The organism is Acidovorax soli (genome assembly GCF_014207955.1).
GTDB classification, from domain to species: Bacteria; Pseudomonadota; Gammaproteobacteria; order Burkholderiales; family Burkholderiaceae_C; genus Acidovorax; species Acidovorax soli_A.
On the sequence record NZ_JACHLK010000005.1, the window covers coordinates 344,037 to 368,876 of the forward strand.

The following is a 24,840-nucleotide window of genomic DNA, read 5'->3' on the forward strand; positions in this document are numbered from 1 at the left end:
AAGTCGAAGAGCGGTGGAGATCAGGAAGGGGTGGAGTCGGCGTCGCTGCTGTCGTCGCCGGCCGTTGCGGTGTGGGTGGGCCGCCAGGCGAACCAGGCCATCACGGCCACAGGCACGCCCAGCCCGAGCCAGGACCACCAGTCGCCCCAGGTGTCCGAGATGAGTGCAGTGGCCAGGCCGCTGGCCGTGAGCAGCCCGAGCACGATGGGCCAGCCCCAGAGGGTGCGAAAGGGCGTGGACGCGTTCTTGCTCATGCCGCGCGCTCCGGGTGGGCTGCCAGGGAGGCCGTGGCGTTGGCGGGCAGGGCCGTGGAGGCTGCTGCTGGCTGCGCCGCCTGCGCGGGCGCCTTGCGGCGCAGCCACAGGTACAGGCCGCTGCCCAGTACGATGATGGTGGCGATGTCCAGGAGCGCCCAGAGAATCTTCATGGGCATGCCGCCGTAGTCGCCGAAGTGCAGCGGCTGCGACACCAGCAGCGCCGTGAGGTACCAGGGCAGTTGCGGCGCGGCCGTGATCTGGCCGCTGTGCGCGTCGACCAGGATGGGTTGCAGCAGGCGCGAGGTGAGCGGCTCGGCGCCGCGCACGAAGACGGTGTTGTGGTGCGGGCTGGAGAACGCGGTGCCCGGGAAGGCGATGAACGACAGCTTGGTGCCCGGCGCGTGCGCGCGTGCCACGTCCACCGCCTGCTGCAGCGGGCCGCGCTCTGCCATGGCGATCACGGGCTTGCCCTTGTAGGGCGCGAGCAGGGTGGACAACTGGTCGTACTGCCAGTACTTGATCATCAGGTCGGCCCAGGTGTTGATCATGCCGGTGGCACCCACCACGAGGGCCCAGACCAGGGTGACGATGCCCAGCAGGTTGTGCAGGTCCAGCCACTTCACGCGCGTGGAGCGGTCGCGCCGCACGTCGCCGAAGCGCAGCTTGCGCATGAAGGGCGCGTACAGCACCACGCCGGTGACGATGGCCACCAGCAGCAACAGGCCCATGAAGCCCAGGAACAGCTTGCCCGGCAGGCCCGCGAACAGGTCCACGTGCAGGCGGAACATCAGGTTCATGAAGCCCTGGTTGGTCGGGATGTCGGACAGCACCTTGGCCGTGCGCGCATCGACTGCGACGGACTTGAAGTCTTCCGTCGGGTCGGGCGTGTGGGTGAGCGTGACGAACCAGACCTTGTCGTCGTCCTCGGCCTGCGAGACGAACTGCACCATGCGCTCGGGGTGCACGGCCTTGGCGGCGGCGATCACCGTGTCCAGGCTGGCGCGCGGTGTGCTGTCGGGCATGGCGGGGGCCTCGACCTCGGTGCCCAGCAGGTGGCCGATCTCGTGGTGGAAGATCAGCGGCAGGCCGGTGAGGCACAGCAGCAGCATGAAGACCGTGCAGATGAGGCTGGACCACTTGTGGGTCCAGGACCAGCGGCGGATGGCGGTGGGTGACAGCATGGTGCAGGGCTTCGCGGGCCGGACAAGCGTGGAAACCTGGAAACAGGGCGATGGAAGAAGCCCCCGCGGCGGCGTGCCGGGGGGGCTTGGTGCCTCGATTTTACGATGCAAGTAAGAATGATTTGCTTTTGCGTTATTTTTGTATTGTTGTTTTGATGTCAAAAAAGGCCCGGGGCACCTGGGGTGCGCCGGGCCCTGCCCATGGCGTTCCGGGCGCTCAGTAGCGCGCCTTGAGCGCCAGCGTCACGCGGCGTGGCTCGCCGTAGAAGTTCTGGCGTGCGACGATCGACACCTTCTCGTAGTAGGTCTTGTCGAACAGGTTGTCGACGCTCAGGTTGAGCGCCAACTGGTCGTTGATCTGGTAGCCCACCTGCGCGCTGGCCAGCACGTAGTCGCCCGAGGTGATGCGCAGCGCGCCGCTCTGGGCAAAGAAGTCGCTGCGGTAGGAGAGGCCGCCGCCGATGCTGAAGCCGCGCAGCGCGGGCGAGGTGAAGGCGTAGCGCGTGAACAGGTTCACGCTGTGGCGCGGCGTGACGGGGCTGAAAATCTGGCCCACCTGGGCCACGGGCGCCTTGAGGTAGAGCGTGTCGTTGTAGGCGTAGCCGGCCACCACGTCCCAGCCGGGCTGGGGTTGGCCGCTGACTTCGGCCTCGAAGCCCTGCGAGCGCACCTTGCCGGCGGCGATGGAGGCGTTGGCCACGTTCGGGTCGGCCATGGCGCGGTTCTCGTCGATGATGCGGAAGATGGCGGCATGCGCCTGCAGGCGCTTGTCCAGGAACTCGCCCTTCACGCCCACTTCCACCTGCTTGCCGGTGCGTGGCTCGAGCAGCTTCTTGGCGGCATCGAGCTGGCTCTGCACCACGAAGGTTTCAGAATAGCCGGCGTAGGCCGTGTACTGCGGGTGGAAGTCCCAGAGCACGGCCACCGACGGAACGAACTGGCGGCCCGGGTCGGCCACGCTGGTGGCGGCGCCGGTGCTGGTGCTGCGCGTCACGGCATCGGCCCAGCTCAGGCGGCCACCGGCCAGCAGCTTGACGGAGTCGGCCACGCTGATCTGGGCCTGGCCGTACAGCGCCTTTTCTGTGCGCGTGGTGATGGCCGTGTAGCCGGGCAGCTGGATGTCGGGGTAGGCCTGGGCGTAGTTGGGCGCGAGCAGGTTGGCCTGGTAGCTCGGGCCGTAGCCGTAGTTGTTGTCGTAGCTCTTGTTCTCGCTGTGGCTTGCGCCCACCAGCAGGCGGTGCGTGCGGCCCGCCACCTGCACCGGCAGGCTGGTGAACAGGTCGTAGTTGCGCGTCTTCACGTGGGTCAGGCCGTCCACCGTCTCCATCGTGAAGTTGCCGTTGGCGCTAAGGGCGCTGTTGGCGCGCGCCGAGCGGTAGTAGGCGGTGCGGTCCACGTCGCGGGCCGACAGGCGCAGCGTGCCGCCACCGGCCAGGCGGTGCTCCAGCTCGGCGAACAGGTCGGTGGTCTCCAGGTCCTGGCGGTTGGCGGCCAGGCCCGAGAAGGCGCCGCGCGGCAGGCTGGCCAGGCGGCCGTCGGCGTAGGTGGGCAGGCCCTGGTCGATGGAGGCGCGCACGCGCTGTTGGGCGCCGCCGATGGACAGGGTGGTGGACGGGGCGATGTCCCACTCCAGCGTGCCATAGCCCAGGCGCTTGTTGTTGAACACGGTGTCGACATGGCTGTCGCGGTCTTCCGCCACGGCCACGGCGCGGGCGCGCACCGTGCCGCTGGCGTTGAGCGCGCCGCCCACGTCCACCGTGCCGCGGCGCAGGCCGAAGGAGCCGACGGCCGCATCGGCATTGAGCATGAGCTTACCGGGCGCGCGCTTGCGCACCAGGTTCACCGTGCCGCCGGGCTCGCTGCCGCCCTGCAGCAGGCCGGCCGGGCCGCGCAGCACCTCGATGCGGTCGTACATGGCCGTGTCCAGCGTGCTGTAGTTGCCCTGGGGAATCGGCACACCATCGAGCTGGATGGCGCCGAGGTCGAAGCCGCGCGACTGGAAGGTGTTGTAGTTGCCCGCGCCGTCGAAGCGCGTGACGTTGATGCCGGTGCTGTACTTGACGGCGTCTTCCACCTTGGTGACGTTGCGGTCGTCGAGCTGCTGGCGCGTGATGACGCTGATGGACTGGGGGATCTCACGCGGGGCCTGGTCCATCTTGCCCACGCTGAGCTGGCGCGCCGTGTACTGGCCTGTGCCTTCGGTGGTGTCGCTGCTGTTGGTCACCTTCACTTCGGGCAGGGCGGCATCCTGCGCGTGGGCGGCGCCTGCGGCCAGGCAGCTGCAGGCGGCGAGCAGGGCCAGGGTGCTCAGGGGAAAGCGCGGGGCCGCGGTGCGGCTGCGGGAGGGGGCGTGGATGGAGGGCATGGTGCGGGCGTGAAAGCAGATGGTGCAGGAGGAGGTCAGAAGCGGGTGCGCAGCGTGACCTGCAGCGCGCGGGGCGAGCCGGGCAGGATCAGGTTGTCGTTGCTGCCATGGGACGATACGTAGAACTTGCGGTTGGTGAGGTTCTTGACATTCACGTCCAGCCCCCACTGGCCCAGCGTGTACTGCAGGGCCGCGTCCACCGTGGTGTAGGCGGGCAGGGTGACCAGGTTGGTGAGCGAGGTGTAGCGCTCGCCCACGTGGCTCACACCGCCGCCCAGGCGCAGGCCGTGGCCCATGTCCTTCATGGCCCACAGGAAGGCCGAGTTGCGCGGCGTGAGCGCCGCCACCTTGCCCTGCGAGGGCACGTTCACCGTGGGCAACTGGCTGCTGGCGGCGCTGGCCAGGGATTTGGTCATGCGACCGTCGAGGTAGGCATAGCCGGCGCTCACATCCCAGCCGCCGGACAGGCGGCCGCTGCCGGTGATCTCCAGCCCGTTGGTGCGCTGCGTGCCCACATTGATCTGGCGCGCGGGGTTGACGGGGTCGGTGTTCTTGATGTTGCTGCGCGTGAGGTTGAACAGCGCACCGGTGAGGTTGAGGCGGCCGTCCAGCAGGTCGAGCTTGACGCCGATTTCCTTGTTCTGCGTGATCTCAGGCTCGTTGGCGGTGTTGTTGGCCGCCAGCGCAAAGGTCTCTCCCGAGGGCTGGAAGGATTTGCTGTACGACAGGTAGTACGACACCTGCTCGCTCGGCTGCCAGACGATGCCGGCGCGCGGGCTGAATTTCTTGTCGGTGCGCGCCAGGCTGGCCAGGGTGCGGTCGAAGTTCGTCTCCTGCTTGAACACGTCGTAGCGCGCGCCCACCAGGGCCTTCCATTGCGGCGCCAGGGTGATCTGGTCCTGCACGTAGAGCGCTGCCGTGCTCTGCTCGGTGTGGCTGGGGATGGCGCTGGTGGCCGTGTAGGCGCTGGCGGGGATGGTCGGCGCGGGCACATTGCCCGGGTTCAGGATGTTCACGCGGTCGACCACGCCGGCCGAGATGGATTCGGCGCGCTTTTTCTGGCGGCCCAGTTCCATGCCCATCAGCCATTCCTGGCGCAGGCCGCCCAGGGTATTACGCCAGGTCAGGTCGGTCTGGTTGAACACGCCGCTCTCGTCGCGGAACACCAGGCTGCGCGTGCGGCCCACGGTCATCGTGACCGGGTCGGTGGTGCCGCCGGGCAGGGTGTTGTAGCGGTCCAGCGTGTAGTCGTACAGGCGCGTGACGTTGCGCACCGACCAGTCGTCGCTGAAGCGGTGGTTGAGCGTGGCGGTGAACGACTGCACATGGCTGGTGCTGGTGTCGTCCTTCTCGGCCGTGCCCGAGCCGTAGTAGGTGCCGGCCGGCACGTTGACCGGGCGGCCGTTGAGCGCGGGGATGCCGAAGTCCGTGAGGCGCTGGTCGCGCGCGTCGGTGTACTGCAGCAGCAGCTGGGTTTGGGGTGCGAGCTTGAGCGCCAGCGAGGGCGCGAAGTTGTGGCGCTTGACGAACTGCTGGTCGCGGTAGCTGCCCGAGTCCTCGCCCGCCACATTGAGGCGGGCGGCGGCGGCATCGCTGATGCCCACGTTCACGTCGGCCGTGGCGCGGCGGTAATCGTGGCTGCCCAGGCCCAGCGTGGCTTCGCCATTGGTCGTGCCGAACACCGGTTTCTTGGTCACGCGGTTGATCAGGCCGCCGGACGAGCCGCGGCCGTAGAGCACGGCGGCCGGGCCCTTGAGCACCTCGATGCGCTCGATGTCGGCCAGGTCGCGGAAGTACAGCGCATCGTCGCGCACGCCGTCCACGAACTGGTCGGCAATGGCCGTGAAGCCGCGGATCACCACCTGGTCGCGCTGGCCATCGCCATGGCTCATGGCCACGCCCGGCACGTTGCGCAGCGCGTCTTCCATGGAGCGTGCGCCCTGGTCGCGCAGCAACTGGCCCGGGACCACGTTGACGGCCTGGGGCACGTCGCGCAGCGGCGCGCTGCCCTTGGTGGCGGTGCTGCTGGCGGCGGGCGAGTAGGCGTCGTCCGCGGTGCCCGACTGGATGGTGACTTCGCCCAGGGTCTGGGGAGTGCGTGGCGCTGGCGTGGACTGGGCCAGCGCGGGGGCGCTGAAGGCGGCAATCAGGGCCGCCGCCAGGGGCGTGCGTGCGGCGAGCAACAGGGAATGCTGGGACATGGGGTGACTTGAAGAGGAAACGGTGATGGAGGGGAAAAGACGAAATCGATGGGTGCTGCGCGGGGGGGGCGGTTCTTCAGCGCCCGGCGGCCCAGGCCGCGAGGCCGGCGGCCAGTGCGGCGCCGGCCAGCCAAGGCGCGCGCCGGGGCTGCCAGGTCATCACGGCGGTGACCGCCACGGCGGCCACCGAGAGCGCAACCGTCCAGGCCGTCACGCCCAGCGCTGCGGGTGTGCCCGCAGACGGGTGGGCGGCCAGCCACAGCGACAGCGCCAGCAGCAGCCAGCCCGCACGGCGCAGCTGCGCCAGGCGCGGGGCGCCCGCCTCGCGGCCCATCGCGTCTTCATGGTGGCGGTCCATGCCCAGGGCAATCGCGGACCAGGCGGCAAAGCAGAAGAAAAAGGCGGACATGGTGAATGGCTCCCTCAGGCCTGGGTCGCAGGCTGGGCATCGGGCGCAGCCATGGCTGCGGGTCTGCGCGGGGCCTTGCTCGGCAAGGGCCGGCCCGGGCGCAGGCGCCAGGCCAGCCAGCCCAGCAATGCACCGGTGGCCAGGAAGCTGAGGTCCAGGCCCGCCCAGAGCCAGTCGCCTGCGGGCAGGCTCACGCCCAGGTGCGTGGCCGTGGTCAGCACATTGAGCACCGGCAGCGCGGCCCAGGTGGCCCCCGCGAGCGCCAGCACCAGCGACCAGCCCCGGCGGTTGGGGAACAGCACCCCCCAGAGCAGGGCCACGCCCCAGGCGCCAAAGAAGTACGACAGCTCGGCATCGGGCCGCTCGGGCGCATCCAGGGGGATGAGCCGGTTGGATGCCATGTACACCGCGCAGGCCAGCGGCAGGCCGGCGAGCGAGGCGATGTTGAGGCTTGCCACCAGGCGCTGGCCCAAGGGCAGGCGCACCGTTGCTTCGGCCGCAGCGCCCTTGCGCTGGCCTTGCGCGGCGCGCTTGACCGACCACAGCACCATGCCGGTGGCGATCATCAGGCTGCCCAGGAGGCCAAAGCCCACCAGCACCCAGCGCATGCCCGGGCCGGCAAAGCGCCCCAGGTGCAGGCCGTAGAGCACGCCGTAGGTCACGGCGGCGGGCGTGGTGGCATCGGTCTGCTCCAGCAGTTTGCCCGTGGTGCCGTCGAACAGCATGCGCTCGGGCCGGTACTGCAGGCGGTCGCCCTCGTGGCGCGTGACTTCGACCACCGGCGTGCCCTGCGCATCGCGCCGCGCCTGGATGCCGCCGATGCGCCCGCCCTCCCAGCGCGTGCGTGCCTGCTCCAGGATGGGGCCGAGTGCCAGCGCGGGCAGGGGCTCGACCTTGTCGCCCGGGTTGCGGCGCACGCGGCGCTCGGGCTTCTCGCCCTGCAGGTCGGCAAAATAGGTCTGCGAGTCCACGCCCTTGGGCCCCTGGTAGGCGGCCGCGATGCCCGAGGGCATGTACAGGGTGTGGAAGATCATCAGCCCGCTGAAGGTGATCATCAGGTAGAAGGGCAGCACCAGCACGCCGGTGACGTTGTGCGCATCGAGCCAGGCGCGCTGCCCGCCCTTGGTGGGGCGGAAGGTGAAGAAGTCCTTGAAGATGCGCCGGTGCGTGACCACGCCCGTGAGCAGGGCGATGAACATCAGCATGGTGGCCACGCCCACCACCCAGCGGCCCTCGATAGCCCAGCGGCCTTTCTGCGCGGTGCGCAGCTCGAAGTGGAAGCGGTAGAAGAACTCGCCGCCCATGGTCTTGCGCGCGTCCACGGTCTGGCCGGTCTGCGGGTTCATGAGCAGGGTCTCGAAGCGGCCGTTGCCCGTGTCGCGCCACAGCAGCGTGATGGCGTTCTGCCGCTCGTCGGGCATGCGCATGATCCACTGCGTGACGTCGGGCTGCTTGTGGTTCATCGCCGCGATGGCGCGCTCGGCCACGTCGCGCGTGGGCGCGGGCATGCCATGCAGCTCGGGCCGCATCCACAGGTTGATCTCGGTCTTGAAGAAGGACAGCGTGCCCGTGAGGAAGATCGCGAACAGCAGCCAGCCCAGCACGAGCCCAGCCCAGGTGTGCAGCCAGGACATGGCCTGGCGAAAACCTTCGCGTGCCTGTTCGCGCGCTGCGCGCGGTGCCGGGGCGGAGGGTGGGGTCGTCGCGGTCATTGCAGTTGCTCCAGCCAGCGCGGGGCCATGGCGCCGGCGCCCAGCAGCAGTGCGGGCAGCAGGGTGCCGCCCCAGGCGCCCCAGGCCGTGCGCGCATAGAAGGCCCAGCCCGCGGCGCCCGCGTAGACCAGCCAGGCCAGCATGGTGGCGGTGAGCACCGCCTCGACACGCGGCATGGCGAGGGCCAGGGCGAGGGACAGCGCGGCCGTGAAGGCGGCGGCCAGCGCATAGCCGCCGGCGGTGGCGGCCAGCGCGCGCGAGGTGATGGCCAGGCGGTAGCGCCAGGCAGGGTGGGTCGCTTTCATGGGCGATCGGTCGTCCGAATGGGAGAGGACGCGTCGTTGCGACGCGGGCGGCAGCCTGGCCCTGGTGTTGTGAGCGCAGGGTTGGCGACCACGGGATGCTGGCTGCAGGGCACGGAGCCCCGTTTGGCTGGCGGGTGGTTTCGGGGCCTGTGGGTCTGCACTGCGGCGCCCGGAGCGCCCGCACAGGTCAAAAGGCCTTCGGGCCGAAAGTGTAATTTATGAGAAGCATTCGCATTTGCAAATGTGAATGCTTGATGTGCAAATGCAACGGTTTGTGCCAGGCGGGCATAAAAAAACGGGCCAGGGCCCGTTTGGAGAATGCGTGAGGTGCTTGTGTTTCTCAGTATTGCCGCCGTCGTCGATGGTCCGGTCTTCTTCTTGTCGAGCCTGCTCGCTTGCTTCGTGGGGCGACTCGTGAATGGGGAGGGGGTGCTGGCTCAGTCCTCTTCGCTCATCTGCGACTGCAGGTAGTTCTGCAGGCCGACCTTGGCGATCAGCTCGATCTGGGTTTCCAGGAAGTCGATGTGCTCTTCGGTATCGTCGAGGATCTTTTGCAGGATGTCGCGCGAAACGTAGTCGCGCACGGCCTCGCAGTGGGCAATGCCTTCCTTGATCGTGGCCTGGGCGCCCTTTTCGGAGCTCAGGTCGCAGCTGAGGATCTCGGGCACGTCCTCGCCGACCTGCAGCTTGGCCAGGTCCTGCAGGTTGGGCAGGCCGTCGAGCATGAAGATGCGGTCCATGAGCACGTCGGCGTGCTTCATCTCGCCGATGGACTCCTCGTACTCCTTCTTGGCCAGCTTGTCGAAGCCCCAGTGCTTGAGCATGCGGTAGTGCAGGAAGTACTGGTTGATGGCTGTGAGCTCGTTCTTGAGCTGGGCCTGCAGATGGGCTATGACCTGTGCGTCGCCTTGCATGGGAGACTCCTTCTTATGGTTGTTTCGCCGCTGATTGTCGTGACCCGGCAGGGCCCGTGCAAGGCAAGACCCCTCTGTGGCGCATTGGCTGCGTGTGATGCTGAGTTGTGTTCGCGTTTGGGGCCGCAAAAGACAGCACGGGCCGCTGCGCGTTGCACAGCGGCCCGTGGCCAGGGATGGATGCGGCAGGCGGGTTTACTGTGCCTGCACGCCCGGTGCGGAGGGCGTGTTGCCGGCCTGCCGGCGGTCGCGCCAGTGGGCAGCGGCGAGCCAAACGGTGGGCACCAGCACCAGGGCCAGCGAGATCATCTGGGCGATCGAGCCTTCGGCCAGGTCCTCGGTGTTGGCATGCCACCAGGCGTTGTCGATGCCGGGGATGAGGTTGCCTTCGGTGAACTCGTGCAGTGCATAGACCACGAGTTGCACGGCGAACACGGCCATGAACCAGGAGGTCACGCGAAAGAAGCGGCCCAGGTTCACGGCGCGGCCATAGCGTGTCCAGGCCCAGGCGATGGCGGCGGCCAGCGCCAGGCCGCCGAGGCCGCCCCAGACCATGTAGCCGAGTTCGGCGCTGCTGGCCAGCGAGGCCAGCATGGTGGCGGTTTCCACCCCTTCACGGCCCACCATGAACAGGGCGAACAGGAACACGGCCAGCCAGGCCTGCGGGCCTTCGAGCACGCTGGCGCGGTCGATGCGGGCTGCAATCTCCTGCCCCATGCCCTTGCCGGCACTGCGCATGTGCACCACGCACCAGGCCACGGCGGCGGCGGCCACCAGGGCCATCACGCCTTCGGCCACGGGCGAGAGCGCACCCACGCGCGACAGCACCCAGCCCAGGCCCAGCGAGAGCAGCAGGGCGACCACCACGCCGGCACGCAGTGGCGTCAGGAGGTGCAGGCGCCCGGTCTTGCGCAGGTACAGGGTGGCGATGGCCACGACCAGAAGGGCTTCGAGCCCTTCGCGGAAACAGATGAGCAGGGTCTGGAACATGGATTCAGGTCTTTGCTATGGATGGTGAGCCGATCCGCCCGGGGGCGAAACCTGGCTCTTATGACCGGTTCGGAGGGAATTGGCAGCAGTGGCCAAGGCGGTGCCGCAGGGCACTGGCAGCGCCCGCGGCCCGCGGATTATGCGCTTAACGAGAATCAATCTCGTTTGGATTATTTGACATGGCACAAGGGCCGTGTCGGCGGCCGCCACGCGGCCAAGGCGACGGTAGGGCATTGTCTTGATATAGTCACAGCCAATTGATTCAATCAAATCAATTAATTGGATTGATGGCCTTCCAGGGCCTAAACTTCATTCCGTAGTCAGTTCACAACCCACCTTTTATTTAAGGAAACAGCAATGTCCCTGATCAACACGCAAGTTCAACCCTTCAAGACCACCGCCTTCGTCAACCGCAATGGCAAGGGCGAGTTCATCGACCTGACCGAAGCCGACCTGAAGGGCAAGTGGTCCGTGCTGATCTTCATGCCTGCCGCCTTCACCTTCAACTGCCCCACCGAAATCGAAGACGCGGCCGACAACTACCCCGAGTTCCAGAAGGCTGGCACCGAGGTCTACATCGTCACGACCGACACGCACTTCTCGCACAAGGTGTGGCACGAAACCTCGCCTGCCGTGGGCAAGGCCAAGTTCCCCCTGGTCGGCGACCCAACGCACCAGCTGACCAACGCCTTCGGCGTGCACATCCCTGAAGAAGGCCTGGCACTGCGCGGCACCTTCGTGATCAACCCCGACGGCATCATCAAGACCGCTGAAATCCACTCCAACGAAATCGCCCGCGACGTCAAGGAAACCGTGCGCAAGCTCAAGGCTGCCCAGTACACCGCCGCCCACCCCGGCGAAGTCTGCCCCGCCAAGTGGAACGACGGCGCCAAGACCCTGGCTCCTTCGCTGGACCTGGTCGGCAAGATCTGATCGGCTGATTGCATCGGCACGGCGGCCTCAAGGCCGCCCCCAGCCGGACAGCGTCGTGGCGCGTGTGCGCCATGCCGTCCGGCTTTTTTTCGCCCATTTTTTCTTACGCACTGTTGCGGTACGGGGCTTGCCACAAGCGCCCCGAGCCCCCAACCTGTACCTATAAATCGAAAGGACACCACCATGCTCGACGACCAACTCAAGACCCAGCTTGCCGCCTACCTGGAGCGCGTGACGCAGCCGTTCGAACTGGTGGCTTCCCTGGACGAGAGCGAGACCTCCCGCGACATGCTGGAGCTGCTCCGGACCATCCAGTCCCTGCGCAGCGACAAGATCAGCCTGCGCACCGATGGCCAGGACGCCCGCACGCCTTCGTTCAGCCTGCAGCGCGTGGGCAGCACGAATTCGCTGCGCTTTGCCGGCCTGCCCCTGGGCCATGAGTTCACCTCGCTGGTGCTGGCCCTGCTGTGGACCGGCGGCCACCCGCCCAAGGTCGAGCCCGAGGTGATCGAGCAGATTGCCGCGCTGGACGGCGACTTCAGCTTCGACGTCTACATGAGCCTGACCTGCCACAACTGCCCGGACGTGGTGCAGGCGCTGTCGCTCATGTCCATCGTCAACCCCAAGATCAAGACCACGGTGATCGAAGGCGGCGCCTTCCAGAAGGAAGTGACCGAGCGTGAGATCATGGCCGTGCCCATGGTGTTCATGAACGGCCAGGTGTTCGCCTCAGGCCGCATGTCGGTCGAAGAGATCGTGGCCAAGCTCGATACCGGTGCTGCCGCCCGTGATGCGGCCAAGCTGTCGGCCAAGGCACCCTACGACGTGCTCATCGTCGGCGGCGGCCCTGCCGGTGCCGCAGCTGCGGTGTACGCTGCTCGCAAGGGCATCCGCACCGGTGTGGCGGCCGAGCGCTTTGGCGGCCAGGTCAACGACACACTGGCCATCGAGAACTACATCTCGGTGCTCGAGACCGACGGCCCCAAGTTCGCCGCCGCACTCGAAGCCCATACCCGCGCCTACGACGTGGACATCATGAACCTGCAGCGCGCTGACAAGCTGATCCCGGCCTCGGAACCCGGTGGCCTGGTCGGTGTGCAACTGGCCAACGGCGCCACGCTGCAATCGAAGACGGTGATCCTGTCCACCGGCGCGCGCTGGCGCAATGTCAATGTGCCCGGCGAAGCCGAGTACAAGAACAAGGGCGTGGCCTATTGCCCGCACTGCGATGGCCCGCTGTTCAAGGGCAAGCGCGTGTCCGTCATCGGCGGCGGCAACTCGGGTGTCGAGGCGGCCATCGACCTGGCCGGCATCGTGGCCCATGTCACGCTGATCGAGTTCGCCGACCAGCTCAAGGCCGACGCCGTGCTGGTCAACAAGCTCAAGAGCCTGCCCAATGTGGTGGTGCACACCAATGCGCAGACCACCGAGATCACCGGCGCCGATGGCAAGGTCAATGGCCTCAGGTACAAGGACCGGGCGACGGGCGAAGAGCACCTGGTGGCGCTCGAAGGCGTGTTTGTGCAGATCGGCCTGGTGCCCAACACCGAATGGCTCAAGGGCACGGTGGAGCTGTCGAAGTTCGGCGAGGTCATCGTCGACGCGCACGGCCGCACCAACCTGCCCGGCGTGTTCGCTGCGGGCGACTGCACCACCGTGCCGTTCAAGCAGATCGTGATCGCCGCAGGCGATGGATCCAAGGCCGCATTGAGCGCCTTCGACCACCTGATCCGCATGCCGGTGGTGGCCAAGGCCACGGCCGAAGCCGTTCCCGAGGCGGTGGCTGCGTAAGGCCAACCTGCGTTCCGAAAAAAAGGGAGCCTCCGGGCTCCCTTTTTTTCGTGCTCCGTCAGAACCTGGCGTGCAGTGCGAGGTAGTAGCGGCGGCCGTCCTCGTTGAAGTCGGCCGAGGTCGTGCGGTCGAAGGTTTTGTTGGTCAGGTTCAGGATGCCGCCGCGCAGCGTGAGCGCCTCGGTGATGCGCCAGCCGGCAGTGAGGTCGGCGATCGCATAGCCGGCTTTCTCCACCTTGTTCTGGCCATTGGACGGCACGCTGATGTACTGGGCGCTGTGGTAGCGCAGGCTGCCGCTCATGGTGAGCTGCGCCGTGGCGCGCCAGTCGGCACCCAGGTTCACGACATGGCGCGGCCGGTAGGTCAGCGGCAGGGCGATGGCGCCGCTGGTGTTCTTGGCGTCGGTGTAGGTGTAGTTGGCGCGCAGGTTCCAGGCGGCCGAGGGGCGGGCCGCCCAGTTGGCTTCCACGCCGCGCGAGCGCACGCTGGCGATGTTCTGGTAGCGGAAGATCGGGCGGCCATCGGGCAGGTAGCCGACGAAGTTGTCGTAGCTCGGCGCCAGCGCGCGGTCGGCCGTGCGGTTGGTGATGTCGATCATGTTCTTCAGGTCGGTGTTGAAGAACGTGAGGCCGCCGCTGTGGATGCCCTGCGCGAACTGCAGGCCCAGCTCCTGGCTGGTGCCGGTCTCGGGTTGGATGGCGTTGCTGCCCACGATGTAGCAGCCCACGGTGGCGCTGCCGCAGGACACCGAACCCCAGTTGGGGCTGCCCTGCAGCAGCGTGGGCGCGCGGAAGGCGCGCGACACGCCGCCCTTGAGCGTGACGGCATCGTTCAGGTGGTAGACCGCATAGGCGCGTGGGCTGTTGTGGCCGCCGAAGTTCTCGTGGTGGTCGAAGCGGTTGCCCAGGGTGATGGCGAGCTTGTCGTTGACGCGGATCTCGTCCTCCACGAACAGCGCCCATTGGCCGATCGAAGTCTCGGGGCTGGCGTTGTAGCCCGCCGTGCCGGGCAGGCCGCGCAGGTTGGCCGGGTCGTTGAGCTTTTCACGGCGCACCTCAAAGCCTGCCGTGACGAACTGGTTGCCCCAGGCCACGGGCAGGTTGAGCTTGCCGTTCAGGTTGCTGGTGCTGGCCTTGTTGGGGTTGACCTGGCCCGTGACCATGCCGGTGAGGTTGCGGATCTCGTCAGCGGCATAGGTCAGCTCGGTGTTGCCGAATCCCCATTTCCCCTTGTGGCGCAGCGCGACGGCATCGCGCTCCATCAGAAATCCCGCATGGTCGCGCCGGCTCGTGTCCACATCGGCCGTGATGCTCTGGCGCGTGTCGGGCGTGAAGGCCAGCTGCGCGCCGAACAGGCGGTTGCGCAGGTGCTGCAGCCCGGTCTGGCGTGTGCCCGAGGCCGGCAGGGAGTTGATGTTGGCGCCGTCGGCATCGCGTTGGTCGTAGGCGCCCGTGAGCTTCAGGCCCAGCAGGTCGGTGGCGATGGGGCCGGCCAGCGAAAAACCGGCCAGACGGCTGTCGCCGGCCTCTTTGTCCTGCTGCAGCACGGTCTCCACACGGGCCGAGCCGCGCCACTGCTTGCCCACCGGGCGCGTGATGATGTTGACCACGCCGCCGATGGCGTCCGAGCCGTAGAGCGAGGACATCGGGCCGCGCACGATCTCGATGCGCTCGATCTCGTCGGTGGCCACCCAGCCCGTGTCGTAGTCGTTGCCGCGGAACATGGCCGAGGTGGCGTTCACGCGCTTGCCGTCGATCAGCATCAGCGTGTAGGCCGAGCCCAGGCCGCGCAGCTGCACGCCGGGCACCAGGTTGCCGCTGCGGCTCAGCGTCACGCCCTCCACCGTGCCCAGCAGTTCGGCCAGCTCCTGCACGGGGCGGCGTTCGAGGTCTTCGCGCGTGATCACGGAGACGCTGGCCGGTGCCTCGCGCAGCTCCTGCTCGTTGCCGGAGGCGGTGACCACGACGGTGGACAGGGCGGGGGCCGCAGTGTCCGGCGTGGTCTGCGCATGGACGCCAGCGGCGGCGAGGGCGGCGCACAGCGCGCTCAGCGCCAGGGGAAAAGGGGTGGTACGGAAATGCATGCGGTCCTCGGTGCTGTTGTATGTTCTAAATGAGAATGAAACCCGTTTATCATTTCACGCTTACGCCCCCTTGGGCTGCCGCCATGTTGGATATCCACCCAGAAAGCTTTGCGCTGTGCCCAGAAATGCCCGTGCTCGGGCTGCCCGAGCTCACGCGCAACCTGCACCTGCTGGGGGGCGACTACCAGGTCGCCGGCATGCAGGCGGCGCCGAGCGAGGTGCTGCGCGGCCGCATGGAAACCCTGGAGCTGCGCCCGGGTCTGGTGCTTTACCGCACCGAGCTGCAGGACCTGTGCACGCTGCGCACCTCCAACCTGCTGTTGCCTGGCCTCAAGCTGTGCATGCTGGTGCAGGGCAGCTCCGAGCTGTCGTACGGGCGGCGCAGCTTTGTGCTCGGCCCGCAGGGCGGGCGCAGCGCGGCCGCCCTGGTCGCGCTGGCCGAGCCCGACCGCTTCACGCGCCACTGGCAGAGCGGGCGCGCCGAACGCAAGGTCTCGCTCACGCTGATGCCCGAGTGGCTGGAGGCCAACGGCGTGGCCCATGGCGCCGTGCAGGCCTTTTGCCGCCAGCACCTGGCCGTGGCGCCCTGGCAGCCCTCGGCGCGCGCCATGGCGCTGGCCGACCAGATCGGCCGCCCGCCCGAGATGGATCCCGCCCTGCGCCGCTTGTGGCTGGAGAGCCGTTGCCTGGACATCGTGGTCGAGGCGCTGGACGTGATCGCGCGCCAGGGCACAGGCTCGGCAGAAGGGGCTGCGCCCCCCGCGCGGCACGGCGCATTGGATGCGCGCAGCCACCGCCGCCTGCGCGCGCTGCGCGACTTCCTGGACAGCGGGGAGGCCGATGCCATGCCCCTGGCCGCCATCGCGCGCCATGCGGGCATGAGCGCGGCCCACCTGCAGCGCCACTTTCCCAAGGTCGGTGGTACCTCGGTGGTGGACTACCTGCGCCAGCGCCGCCTGCTGCGCGCGCGCCAGGCGCTGGAGCGCGGCGAGGCCGATGTGGCGGGCGCCGCCGCCCTGGCCGGCTACGCCAGCGCGGCCAATTTTGCGACCGCGTTCCGCCGCGTGTTCGGCATCACGCCGCGGCAGGCGCGCCAGCGGCTGTAAAAGGGTTCTGCAAGGGCACAGACGGAGACAGGTCAATACGTATTGATAATTATTCTCATATAATGACCCGATAGCCAGCCACTGCCAGCCCCACTTTCCCGGGGATTTCCGGCGCCCGAAGCCAGCTCTGTTCCAACCCCGATTCAGAGAAAAGGTTTCCCCTGTGGCGCACCCGACCGACAACTCCCCCCGTTTCGCACTCCGCCCGCTGGCCCTGCTGGCCGCGCTGGCATGTGCCTCTTTCACGGGCGCCCAGGCGCAGACCGCGGGCAGCGAGCCCGTGCAGCTGGTTGCGGCCGGCCCCGCGCTCAAGGAGGTGGTGATCAGCGGCTCGCGCAGCGAGCAGAACCCCGACGAGCTGCCCATGAGCATCGACGTGATCAACGCGCGTGCGCTCGAAGAGGGCCAGGTGCGCGACATCCGCGATGCGGCGCGCGAGCTTCCCAACGTGTCGGTCACGCGCTCGCCCGCGCGCTTCTCGCTGGCCAGCGGCTCCACAGGGCGCGAACAGAACGCGGGCTTCAACATCCGCGGCCTGGACGGCAACCGCGTGCTCATGATGGTGGACGGCATCCGCCTGCCGCGCAGCTACGTGTTCAGCGCCAACGCCTTCGGCCGCGACTACCTGGACATGGGCCTGCTGCAGCGCATTGAGGTGGTGCGCGGCGCCACCTCGGCGCTGTACGGCTCGGATGGCATGGCCGGCCTGGTGAACTTCATCACCGTGGACCCCGAGAACTTCCTCAAGGACGGCAAGGCCCTGGGCGGCCAGGTCAGCGCCGGCTACGATGGGGATGACCATGGCAAGCGCCTGGGCGCCACGGTGGCGGGCCGCGTCAACGACGCGGTGCAGTGGCTGGTGGCCGGCAGCGTGAACCGCTCGCGCGAGCTCGACAACATGGGCACCAACGATGCGGCCAACGCCGACCGCACCCTGCCCAACCCGCAGAAGGACCAGGGCGGCGCCTTGCTGGCCAAGGTGGTGCTCACCCCCGGTGGCGGCCAGCGCCACGCCTTCACGCTGGAGCATGTGGACAAGACCTCCGACTACGAGCTGCTCACCGCGCGCTCCAAGCCGCCGCTGGCCGCCACGTCCACGCTGTCGTCCAATTCCTCCACCGACATGCAGCGCACGCGCGCCACCTGGGAGGGCAGCTGGCACCTGAACACCGGCTTTGCCGACGACGTGAAGGCCACGCTGAGCTACCAGGACGCGCATTCGCGCGAATACGCCTTCGAGGACCGCAACACTGCCGCCGACCGCGTGCGCGACGTGACCTACGACGAGCGCAGCTGGCAGGCCAACCTGCAGGGCAGCAAGGTGCTGCGCGGCAGCGGCAGCCTGGTGCAGAAGATCACCTACGGCCTGGACTACGCGGCCGCCAAGGTCACCAACCTGCAGGACGGCGTGACGCCGCCCGTGGGCGAGACCTTCCCGCTCAAGCGCTTCCCCGACACCAACGAGACCAGCGCCGCGCTGTACGTGCAGGACGAGATCGTGAGCGGCCCCTTCAGCGTGACGCCCGGCGTGCGCTTCGACAGCTTCCGCATCAAGGCCGACCAGACCGGCTTTGGCGCACAGGCGGTCTCGCTCTCGGGCAACGCCACCTCGCCCAAGCTCGGCGTGCTGTACCGCGCCAATGAGGCCTGGAGCGTGTTCGGCAACTATGCGGCGGGCTTCCGCGCGCCCAACGCCGGCCAGGTCAACGCCTTCTTCGAGAACCCGGTCAGCAACTACAAGACGGTGCCCAACGGCAACCTCAAGCCCGAGAAGAGCCAGAACTTCGAGCTCGGCGTGCGCGGCCGCATGGACATGCTGTCCATCGAGGCCGCCGCTTTCACCGGCCGCTACAAGGACTTCATCGAAGACCTGCGCCAGGTGGGCGGCACGGGCGCGCCGGGCAACCCGCTGGTGTTCCAGTCGGTCAACATCGGCCGCGTCAAGCTCAACGGCATCGAGGTCAAGGGCGATGTGCGCTGGGGCAAGCTGGCGGGTGGCCAGCTGAGCACGCCCTTCGCCTACGGCCAGACGCGCGGGCGCGACACCGCCACCGGCAAGCCCGTCAACACCGTGGACCCTTCGCGCCTGACGGCCGGCCTGCGCTACGACACCAGCGCCTTCATGGTGCGCCTGGACATGACGCATGCCGCCGCCAAGAAGGCCGAGGACGTGACCCTGGCCACGGGCAGCACGCAGTTCCTCACGCCGTCCTACACGGTGCTCGACCTGTCGGGCCAGTGGCGCATCCGCAAGGACCTGCGCCTGAACGCCGGCATCTACAACCTGACCGACAAGAAGCACTGGCGCTGGGCCGACGTGCGCGGCCTGGCCGCCAATGCCAGCTTCATCGACGCCTACAGCCAGCCCGGCCGCTCCGTGCGCGTCTCGCTGGTCGCGGACTTCTGACCGGGCGAGCTTTCTTCGAACCCATCCCATCGCGCAAGGAGACAGACATGAGCCATGCACCCGATACGCCCGCATCCAGCGGCCACTGCGACGAGGAATACAGCCTGCCCTGCGCCGAGGCGCTGCTGGCCGGCACCCTGGCGCTGATGACGGGCTATGTGCAGGCCTGCTGCGACAGCCACCGCGATGCCATGGGCCGCAAGATCACTGCCAACCTGCAGATGCTGGCCGATGCCGAGGGCTTCACGCCGCACTTTCGCACCGTGGTGTGGAGCCTGCAGGGCCGCTGGGCCCAGCAGTGCGCGGGCCCCGCGGCCGATGCCGCCAGCGCCGCGCTGTCGGCTGCCGAGCAGCGCCGTGCGCTGTGGATCGCCGCCCCCGAGACCGTTCAATGACGCGCATGACTTCTTCTTCCTTCACCCCCGACCCCAACGGCGTGCGCCTGCAGACCGCGCCCGCCATCCGCGAACAGTTTGCTGCCGTGCGCGCCACGGGCAAGCGTGCCAAAGAGGCCGCCGAAGCCCTGGGCCTGTCCGAAGGCGCAGCCATCGCCGCGCATGCGGGCGAGCATGAATACCCGCTCAAGGCCGTGCCGCTGCAGGGCTCGTGGCTGCAGCTGCTGCAGGCGCTCGAAGCCTGCGGCCCGCTGATGGCGCTCACGCGCAACGAGGGCGTGGTGCACGAGAAGACCGGGGTCTATACCAACATTTCGGCCACGGGGCCGGTGGGCATCGCCCTGAGCGAAGACATCGACCTGCGCCTGTTCTTCGCGCAGTGGCATGCGGGCTTTGCCGTCACCGAGGCGGCCGCCGACCCGGCGCGCCCGGCGCAGCGCAGCCTGCAGTTCTTCAATGCCCACGGGCGTGCGGTGCACAAGGTCTTTGTGCGCGAGGCCACCGACCTGGCCGCACTCGATGCGGTGGTGCAGCGCTTTGCCCAGCCCAGTGCGGGCTACGTCTTCGGTGCGCCGCCAGCGGCCGAAGTGCCTCGGCCCGATGCCGAGATCGACGCTGCGGGCCTGCGCGAAGGCTGGGCCGCGATGCAGGACACGCACGAATTCTTCGGCCTGATCCGGAAGTTCGCGGTGGAGCGCCAGCAGAGCTTTCGCCTGGTGGAGGGGCAGTTTGCCTGGCGCCTGGCGAAGGAATCCGTCACCGCCGTGCTGCAGCAGGCGGCCGCGGGTGGCCTGCCCATCATGGTCTTCGTGGGCAGCGGCGGCTGCATCCAGATCCACACGGGGCCCGTCACCAACATCAAGCCGCTCGATACGCCGGGCGGCGCGCAGTGGATCAATGTGCTCGACCCCGGCTTCAACCTGCACCTGCGCACCGACATGGTGGCCAGCGTGTGGCTGGTGGAAAAGCCCACGGCCGACGGCGTGGTGACCTCGGTCGAGGCCTTTGACCATGCGGGCGAGCTGATGGCCATGTTCTTCGGCGCACGCAAGCCCGGTCAGGCCGAGCTGCAGGGCTGGCGCGACCTGGTCGCGGGCCTGCCACGGCAGCAGGAGCTGGCCCATGCTGCGTGATACGGTTGATCGCCGCCAGGTTCTTCGCGGCGCCGCAGCGCTGCCCCTGGTCTTCTCCCTGAGCCAGGCCCATGCGGCGGGCGCTGCGCGCATCGTTTCGCTCGGCGGTGCGCTGACCGAAGTGGTCTACCTGCTGGGTGCGCAAGCCCAGCTCGTGGGCACCGACACCACCAGCCTGTTCCCCGAGGCCGCGCAGAAGACTGCCAAGGTGGGCTACATGCGCCAGCTCTCGGCCGAGGGGCTGCTGTCGCTCAAGCCCGATGCCGTGGTGGGCACCACCGAGGCCGGCCCGCCCGCGGTGCTGGACCAGGTGCGCAGCGCCGGTGTGCGCGTGGAGCTGGTCAAGGCCGACCACACCTGGGACGAGGTGCAGCGCAAGGTCGCCACCGTGGGCCGCGTGGCGGGCCGCGAACGCGAGGCCGCCGCTCTGCAGGCCGATCTCGATGCCCAGTGGGCGGCAGTGCAGAAGGCCGTGGCGGCCTCCACGAAGCGCCCGCGTGCCATCTTCATCCTGTCGCACAGCGGCAGCCCCATGGTGGCCGGCACCGGCACGGCGGCCGACGCGCTGATCCGCTTTGCCGGCGGCACCAACGCCATCACCCAGTTCGCGGGCTACCGCCCGCTCACGGCCGAGGCCATGGCCAGCGCCGCGCCCGAGGTGCTGCTCAACAGCACCCAGGGCATCGAGGCGCTGGGCGGCGAGGCCGCGTTCTGGCAGCGGCCTGAGCTGGCGCTCACCCCTGCCTTTCGCCGCAAGGCGCTGGTGACCATGGAGGCCAGCCAGTTGCTCGGCTTCGGGCCGCGCCTGCCGGCCACCGTGCGTGAGATCCAGGCGCGCCTGCAGGCGGTCACTGCGTGAGTGAACTGGTGGCGGCAGCGCCTGGCGCACGCTGGGTTCCGGGGCGCCTGACCCCCCGCAGCGCACTGGCCCTGGGCCTGGCGCTGGTGGCTGCGGCCTTTGTCTGGGCCAGCACCCAGGGGGCCTATGCGATCACGGTCAACCAGCTGTGGCAGGTGCTGCTGCAGGCCGTGGGCGCCGTGCCCGCACCCGAGAATGCGCCCGAGTACCTGGTGTTCGTCAATATCCGCCTGCCACGCCTGCTGATGGGCGTGGCCGCGGGCGCAGGCCTGGGCCTGGCCGGCGCGCTGATGCAGGGCCTGTTCCGCAACCCGCTGGCCGACCCCGGCTTGATCGGCGTGAGCAGCGGGGCCGCGCTGGCCGCGGCGCTGACCATTGTGCTGGGCATGCATTGGCTGCCCGATCTGCCGCGCACCCTGGGCAGCTGGCCCCTGGTGGCGATGGCCTTCGGCGGTGGCATGGTGGTCACGGCGCTGATCTACGGCCTGGCGCAGGCCGATGGTGGCACGCGCATGGGGCTCATGCTGCTGGCGGGCGTGGCAGTCAACGCGCTGGCGCTGGCAGGCCTGGGCTACCTCAATTTCATCTCCACCGACGAGCAGTTGCGCAACATCCAGATGTGGCTCTTGGGCAGCCTGGGTGGAGCACGCTGGAGCGCCGTGGCCCTGGTGGGGGCCATCGTGACCGTGGCCTGCGGCCTGGGCCTGGCGCTGGCGCGGCCGCTCAATGCCATTGCCCTGGGCGAGGCGCAGGCTGCGCTGCTGGGCGTGCCGGTGGAGCGCACCAAGCGCCTGGCCGTGCTGGTGACGGCGCTGGCCGTGGGGGCCGTCACGGCTGCCACCGGCATCATCGGTTTCATCGGCCTGGTGGCGCCGCACTGGGTGCGCCTGGTGGCCGGGCCGGACCACCGCGTGGTGCTGCCGTGCTCGGCGCTGCTGGGTGCCACGCTGGTGCTGGTGGCCGACGTGGTGGCACGCACCATCGTCAAGCCCGCCGAGCTGCCGCTCGGGGTGCTCACGGCCTTCATCGGCGTGCCGCTGTTCCTGGCCATGCTGCGCCAGTTTCGGAGCAAGGTATGAGTGCCTTGCCCCAAGCATCCGGCGACCCATTGGTCTGCGATCAATTGGGCGTGGGCCTGCCTGGCCGGCCCTTGCTGGCCACCGTGCATGCGCAGCTGCAGCCCGGCCGCTTTACGGCCATCCTCGGGCCCAACGGGGCGGGCAAGTCCACGTTGCTGTCCATGCTCTCGGGCCAGCGCACGCCGCGCTCGGGCAGCGTGGGCCTGTCGGGCCGCCCGCTGGCACGCATCGGCGCACCAGAACTGGCGCGCCTGCGCGCCGTGCTGCCGCAGGAGACGGCCGTGGCCTTCGATTTCACGGTGCAGGAGGTGGTGGAGATGGGCCGCTTTCCGCACCGGCAATCTCCCAGCCGGCAGGAGGCGCGCATTGCCCACGATGCCATGGAGGCCACGGGCGTGGCGCACCTGGCGACGCGAGGGGTGAATACCCTCTCGGGTGGCGAGCGTGCACGTGCCCACCTGGCGCGCGCGTTGGCGCAGATCTGGGAGCCCTTGCCCGACGGCGCCACACGCTGGCTGCTGCTCGACGAGCCTACTGCGGCGCTCGACCTGGCGCACCAGCACCAGGCCATGGCCCTGGTGCGCCGCTGGGCGGTGGAGCAGGGCATCGGCGTGGTGGCGGTGCTGCACGATTTGAACCTGGCGCTGCGCTATGCGCACGACGTGGTGCTGATGGGGGCCGGGCGCTGCGACGTAGGCCCTGCACCGGAGATACTCAACCCCGCCGCGATTGCGCGCGTGTGGGGCGTGCAATGCTCCGAGGTGCGCGCCAGCGATGGCGTGGCGCAGTTCCTGGTGGCAGCCGGGTGATGCGCAGATGACGATTGCGTCATCTTGCCGGGCCTTGCCCTTGGGGCCATGGGGATATGCGTGCCGGCGCATGCTGCGCCGCGCCATCTTGTCACTAGAATGCGCGCACACCATGCGCCGCCTGCTGCTTGTCTTTCTGCTGCTGTTCATGCCGCTCCAGTCCATCTGGGCCGCGGCATCGCCGTACTGCGGGCACGAGGCAGCACCGCAAGCCTCGCATTTCGGCCACCATGTGCACGAGCACCAGGCCGATGACGGGCATGCCGTCCCTTCCCAGGCGGGCGAGACGCCGGACCACAAAGGTCTGGCCACCTCCGGCACGGCGGACATGGACTGCCACGCCTGCCACGGCGCGGGCAGCGGCATGGCGCTGAGCGCCAGTGCGCAGGCCATCGTGGTGTCGGTGGGCCGCCCTGCGCCGCAGATGGCGCCGGCCTGGGTGCATCCCCCCCTTTCCCGCCCCGAACGCCCCAATTGGTTCTCCCTCGCCTGAGCGGCGAGGCGGGCTGCGGGCAGCCCCTTTCCTGACGATTCCACGCTGCCTGGATGGGCAGCCACGGTGCGCGCGTGCGCGCCCGGCATCGTGCCTTGCCGATTTCAACCCCGTGGCCCCCGGCCACTGCAGAGGAATCGGATGCAACGAACGAGAGAAACGAACCACACCCCACGGCTGCGCATGGCGGCCGTGGCCCTGGCGTGGGCACTGGGCGGCAGTGCCGCGCTGGCCCAGTCGCCGCCGGCACAGCCGCCGCTCACGCTGAAAGCCTTGTTCGACAGGGCCTGGGAACGCCAGCCTGAGGCGCAGTCGGCCGCGCTGCGGCGCGAGTCCGCGCAGGCCGCGCGCAGCGGTGCCGACGCCTGGACGGCCGAGCCCGCCGCGCTGGAACTGTCGCGCAAGAGCGACCGCCCCGGCAGCAACCAGGGCAGCCGCGAATACGAGGTGGGCGTGGCCCTGCCGCTGTGGCTGCCCGGTGAGCGCGCCCGCAAGGCGGCGCTGGGCGATGCCGAGCTCCAGGCCGTGGAAAGCCGCCGCCGGGCCGCGCAGCTGCAGTTGGCGGCCACCGTGCGCGAGGCCTGGTGGGCCTTGCAGCGGGCCCAGGCGGAGCTGGGACTGGCCCAGGACCGGCTGCACAGCGCGCAGCAGCTCGCGGCCGACGTGGCGCGGCGCTTCCAGGCCGGTGACATGTCGCGCGCCGACCAGACCCAGGCCGATGGTGCCGTGGCCCAGGCCGAGGCCGCCGTGGCCGAAGCCACGGGCGCGCGCGATGCCGCGCAGGCCGCGCTGGCGGTGTGGGGCGGTGCCGTGGTCCAGGCCGATGGCGCCGAGCCCGAGGCCTTGCCCGCCGCCGGACTGCCCGCCGACCACCCCGCCGTGGCGGATTGGCAGGACCAGGCCGAGGTGGCGCGCCGCAGCGCCGACCTGGCGGCCGTGCAGACCCGGGCCAACCCCGAGCTGACCGTGGCCGCCACGCGGGCGCGCGAGCAGTCGGGCGAACGCTATGCGCAAAGTTTCACGCTGGGCTTGCGCATTCCCCTGGGCGGCGGCGACCGCGCGCGTGCCAAGGAGGCCGCTGCACGCGCCGACGCACTGGATGCCGAGGCGCGCGTGCGCGTGGAGCAGGACCGGCTGGCCGCCGAGGTGGCTGCGGCCACGGCCCGTGTCCAGTCGATGAAGCGCCAGCGCGAGGCCATGGAGCGCCATGCGGCCCTGGCACGCGATGCGCGCGGCTTTGTCGACAAGGCCTTCCGCCTGGGCGAGGCCGACTGGCCCACGCGCCTGCGCGTGGAGCTCGACGCCGTGCAGGCCGAACGCCAACTGGCGCGCGCGCGCATCGATGCGGCCGCCGCCATCTCCAGCCTGCGCCAGGCCCTGGGCCTGCTGCCGCAGTGAATACCCGGTCTTTTCCGCCC

At 69.0% G+C, this 24,840-nt stretch carries 21 protein-coding genes; 11 read left to right on the top strand and 10 right to left on the bottom strand.

Translation table 11 applies throughout. The annotated features are described in order from the left end of the window. Nucleotides 1-20: 20 nt before the first annotated feature. The 9 genes from HNP48_RS15605 to HNP48_RS15645 form a co-directional block, all read right to left on the bottom strand. Nucleotides 21-254 carry a hypothetical protein gene (locus HNP48_RS15605; RefSeq protein WP_184858513.1) on the bottom strand — a complete coding sequence of 78 codons (234 nt, stop codon included), beginning with the start codon at nt 252-254 and terminating at the stop codon, nt 21-23. Beyond that, nucleotides 251-1,438, bottom strand: coding sequence for a PepSY domain-containing protein (locus tag HNP48_RS15610; protein ID WP_184858515.1), 1,188 nt, complete (start codon nt 1,436-1,438; stop codon nt 251-253). Before HNP48_RS15610 ends, HNP48_RS15605 begins: the two co-directional genes overlap by 4 nt. Before the next feature lie 217 nt (nt 1,439-1,655). Beyond that, the gene (locus tag HNP48_RS15615) at nt 1,656-3,803 is read right to left on the bottom strand and encodes a TonB-dependent siderophore receptor (protein ID WP_184858517.1); all 2,148 of its coding nucleotides are present in this window, start codon (nt 3,801-3,803) and stop codon (nt 1,656-1,658) included. A 35-nt stretch (nt 3,804-3,838) separates the two neighbouring features. Continuing rightward, nucleotides 3,839-6,004 carry a TonB-dependent siderophore receptor gene (locus HNP48_RS15620; RefSeq protein WP_184858519.1) on the bottom strand — a complete coding sequence of 722 codons (2,166 nt, stop codon included), beginning with the start codon at nt 6,002-6,004 and terminating at the stop codon, nt 3,839-3,841. Between the two features lie 76 nt (nt 6,005-6,080). Then, the gene (locus tag HNP48_RS15625) at nt 6,081-6,413 is read right to left on the bottom strand and encodes a DUF3325 domain-containing protein (RefSeq protein WP_184858522.1); all 333 of its coding nucleotides are present in this window, start codon (nt 6,411-6,413) and stop codon (nt 6,081-6,083) included. Nucleotides 6,414-6,427: 14 nt separating this feature from the next. Then, nucleotides 6,428-8,125, bottom strand: a complete 1,698-nt coding sequence (locus tag HNP48_RS15630; protein ID WP_184858524.1) for a PepSY domain-containing protein — start codon at nt 8,123-8,125, stop codon at nt 6,428-6,430. Further along, entirely contained in the window at nt 8,122-8,430 is a 309-nt protein-coding gene (locus HNP48_RS15635) for a DUF3649 domain-containing protein (protein WP_184858526.1), read from the bottom strand. The genes HNP48_RS15630 and HNP48_RS15635 overlap by 4 nt, the downstream gene beginning before the upstream one ends. Nucleotides 8,431-8,867: 437 nt before the next feature. Beyond that, entirely contained in the window at nt 8,868-9,344 is a 477-nt protein-coding gene (gene bfr, locus HNP48_RS15640; protein WP_184858528.1) for a bacterioferritin, read from the bottom strand. Between the two features lie 195 nt (nt 9,345-9,539). Further along, on the bottom strand, nt 9,540-10,334 hold the full coding sequence (locus HNP48_RS15645) for an FTR1 family protein (RefSeq protein ID WP_184858530.1): 795 nt from the start codon (nt 10,332-10,334) through the stop codon (nt 9,540-9,542). Between the two features lie 357 nt (nt 10,335-10,691). On the opposite strand from HNP48_RS15645, the gene ahpC reads away from it, so the two are divergent. Further along, nucleotides 10,692-11,267, top strand: coding sequence for an alkyl hydroperoxide reductase subunit C (gene ahpC, locus HNP48_RS15650; protein ID WP_184858532.1), 576 nt, complete (start codon nt 10,692-10,694; stop codon nt 11,265-11,267). Between the two features lie 183 nt (nt 11,268-11,450). Further along, a complete protein-coding gene (gene ahpF / locus HNP48_RS15655) occupies nt 11,451-13,058 on the top strand; it encodes an alkyl hydroperoxide reductase subunit F (RefSeq protein ID WP_184858534.1) in 1,608 nt (535 codons plus the stop codon). Nucleotides 13,059-13,116: 58 nt separating this feature from the next. Here the strand turns inward: ahpF and HNP48_RS15660 are convergent, their stop codons facing one another. Further along, nucleotides 13,117-15,141, bottom strand: a complete 2,025-nt coding sequence (locus tag HNP48_RS15660) for a TonB-dependent receptor domain-containing protein (RefSeq protein WP_184858536.1) — start codon at nt 15,139-15,141, stop codon at nt 13,117-13,119. Between the two features lie 83 nt (nt 15,142-15,224). On the opposite strand from HNP48_RS15660, the gene HNP48_RS15665 reads away from it, so the two are divergent. The 9 genes from HNP48_RS15665 to HNP48_RS15705 all read left to right on the top strand — a co-directional run bounded on the left by HNP48_RS15665 (nt 15,225) and on the right by HNP48_RS15705 (nt 24,820). Further along, nucleotides 15,225-16,247: an AraC family transcriptional regulator gene (locus tag HNP48_RS15665; protein ID WP_184858538.1), complete on the top strand. Its 1,023-nt coding sequence runs from the start codon at nt 15,225-15,227 to the stop codon at nt 16,245-16,247. Between the two features lie 163 nt (nt 16,248-16,410). Next, nucleotides 16,411-18,654, top strand: a complete 2,244-nt coding sequence (locus HNP48_RS15670) for a TonB-dependent hemoglobin/transferrin/lactoferrin family receptor (protein WP_184858540.1) — start codon at nt 16,411-16,413, stop codon at nt 18,652-18,654. Nucleotides 18,655-18,701: 47 nt separating this feature from the next. Further along, a complete protein-coding gene (locus HNP48_RS15675) occupies nt 18,702-19,049 on the top strand; it encodes a hypothetical protein (protein WP_184858542.1) in 348 nt (115 codons plus the stop codon). 5 nt (nt 19,050-19,054) lie between these two features. Beyond that, on the top strand, nt 19,055-20,182 hold the full coding sequence (locus HNP48_RS15680; protein ID WP_409362561.1) for a hemin-degrading factor: 1,128 nt from the start codon (nt 19,055-19,057) through the stop codon (nt 20,180-20,182). Further along, nucleotides 20,172-21,041, top strand: a complete 870-nt coding sequence (locus HNP48_RS15685; protein ID WP_184858546.1) for a hemin ABC transporter substrate-binding protein — start codon at nt 20,172-20,174, stop codon at nt 21,039-21,041. Before HNP48_RS15680 ends, HNP48_RS15685 begins: the two co-directional genes overlap by 11 nt. After that, entirely contained in the window at nt 21,038-22,120 is a 1,083-nt protein-coding gene (locus HNP48_RS15690; RefSeq protein WP_184858548.1) for an iron ABC transporter permease, read from the top strand. The genes HNP48_RS15685 and HNP48_RS15690 overlap by 4 nt, the downstream gene beginning before the upstream one ends. Next, nucleotides 22,117-22,929, top strand: coding sequence for a heme ABC transporter ATP-binding protein (locus HNP48_RS15695; RefSeq protein ID WP_184858550.1), 813 nt, complete (start codon nt 22,117-22,119; stop codon nt 22,927-22,929). The genes HNP48_RS15690 and HNP48_RS15695 overlap by 4 nt, the downstream gene beginning before the upstream one ends. A gap of 112 nt (nt 22,930-23,041) precedes the next feature. Then, the gene (locus HNP48_RS15700) at nt 23,042-23,422 is read left to right on the top strand and encodes a hypothetical protein (protein ID WP_260420244.1); all 381 of its coding nucleotides are present in this window, start codon (nt 23,042-23,044) and stop codon (nt 23,420-23,422) included. A gap of 141 nt (nt 23,423-23,563) precedes the next feature. Beyond that, on the top strand, nt 23,564-24,820 hold the full coding sequence (locus HNP48_RS15705) for a TolC family protein (RefSeq protein WP_260420245.1): 1,257 nt from the start codon (nt 23,564-23,566) through the stop codon (nt 24,818-24,820). Nucleotides 24,821-24,840: the final 20 nt, after the last annotated feature.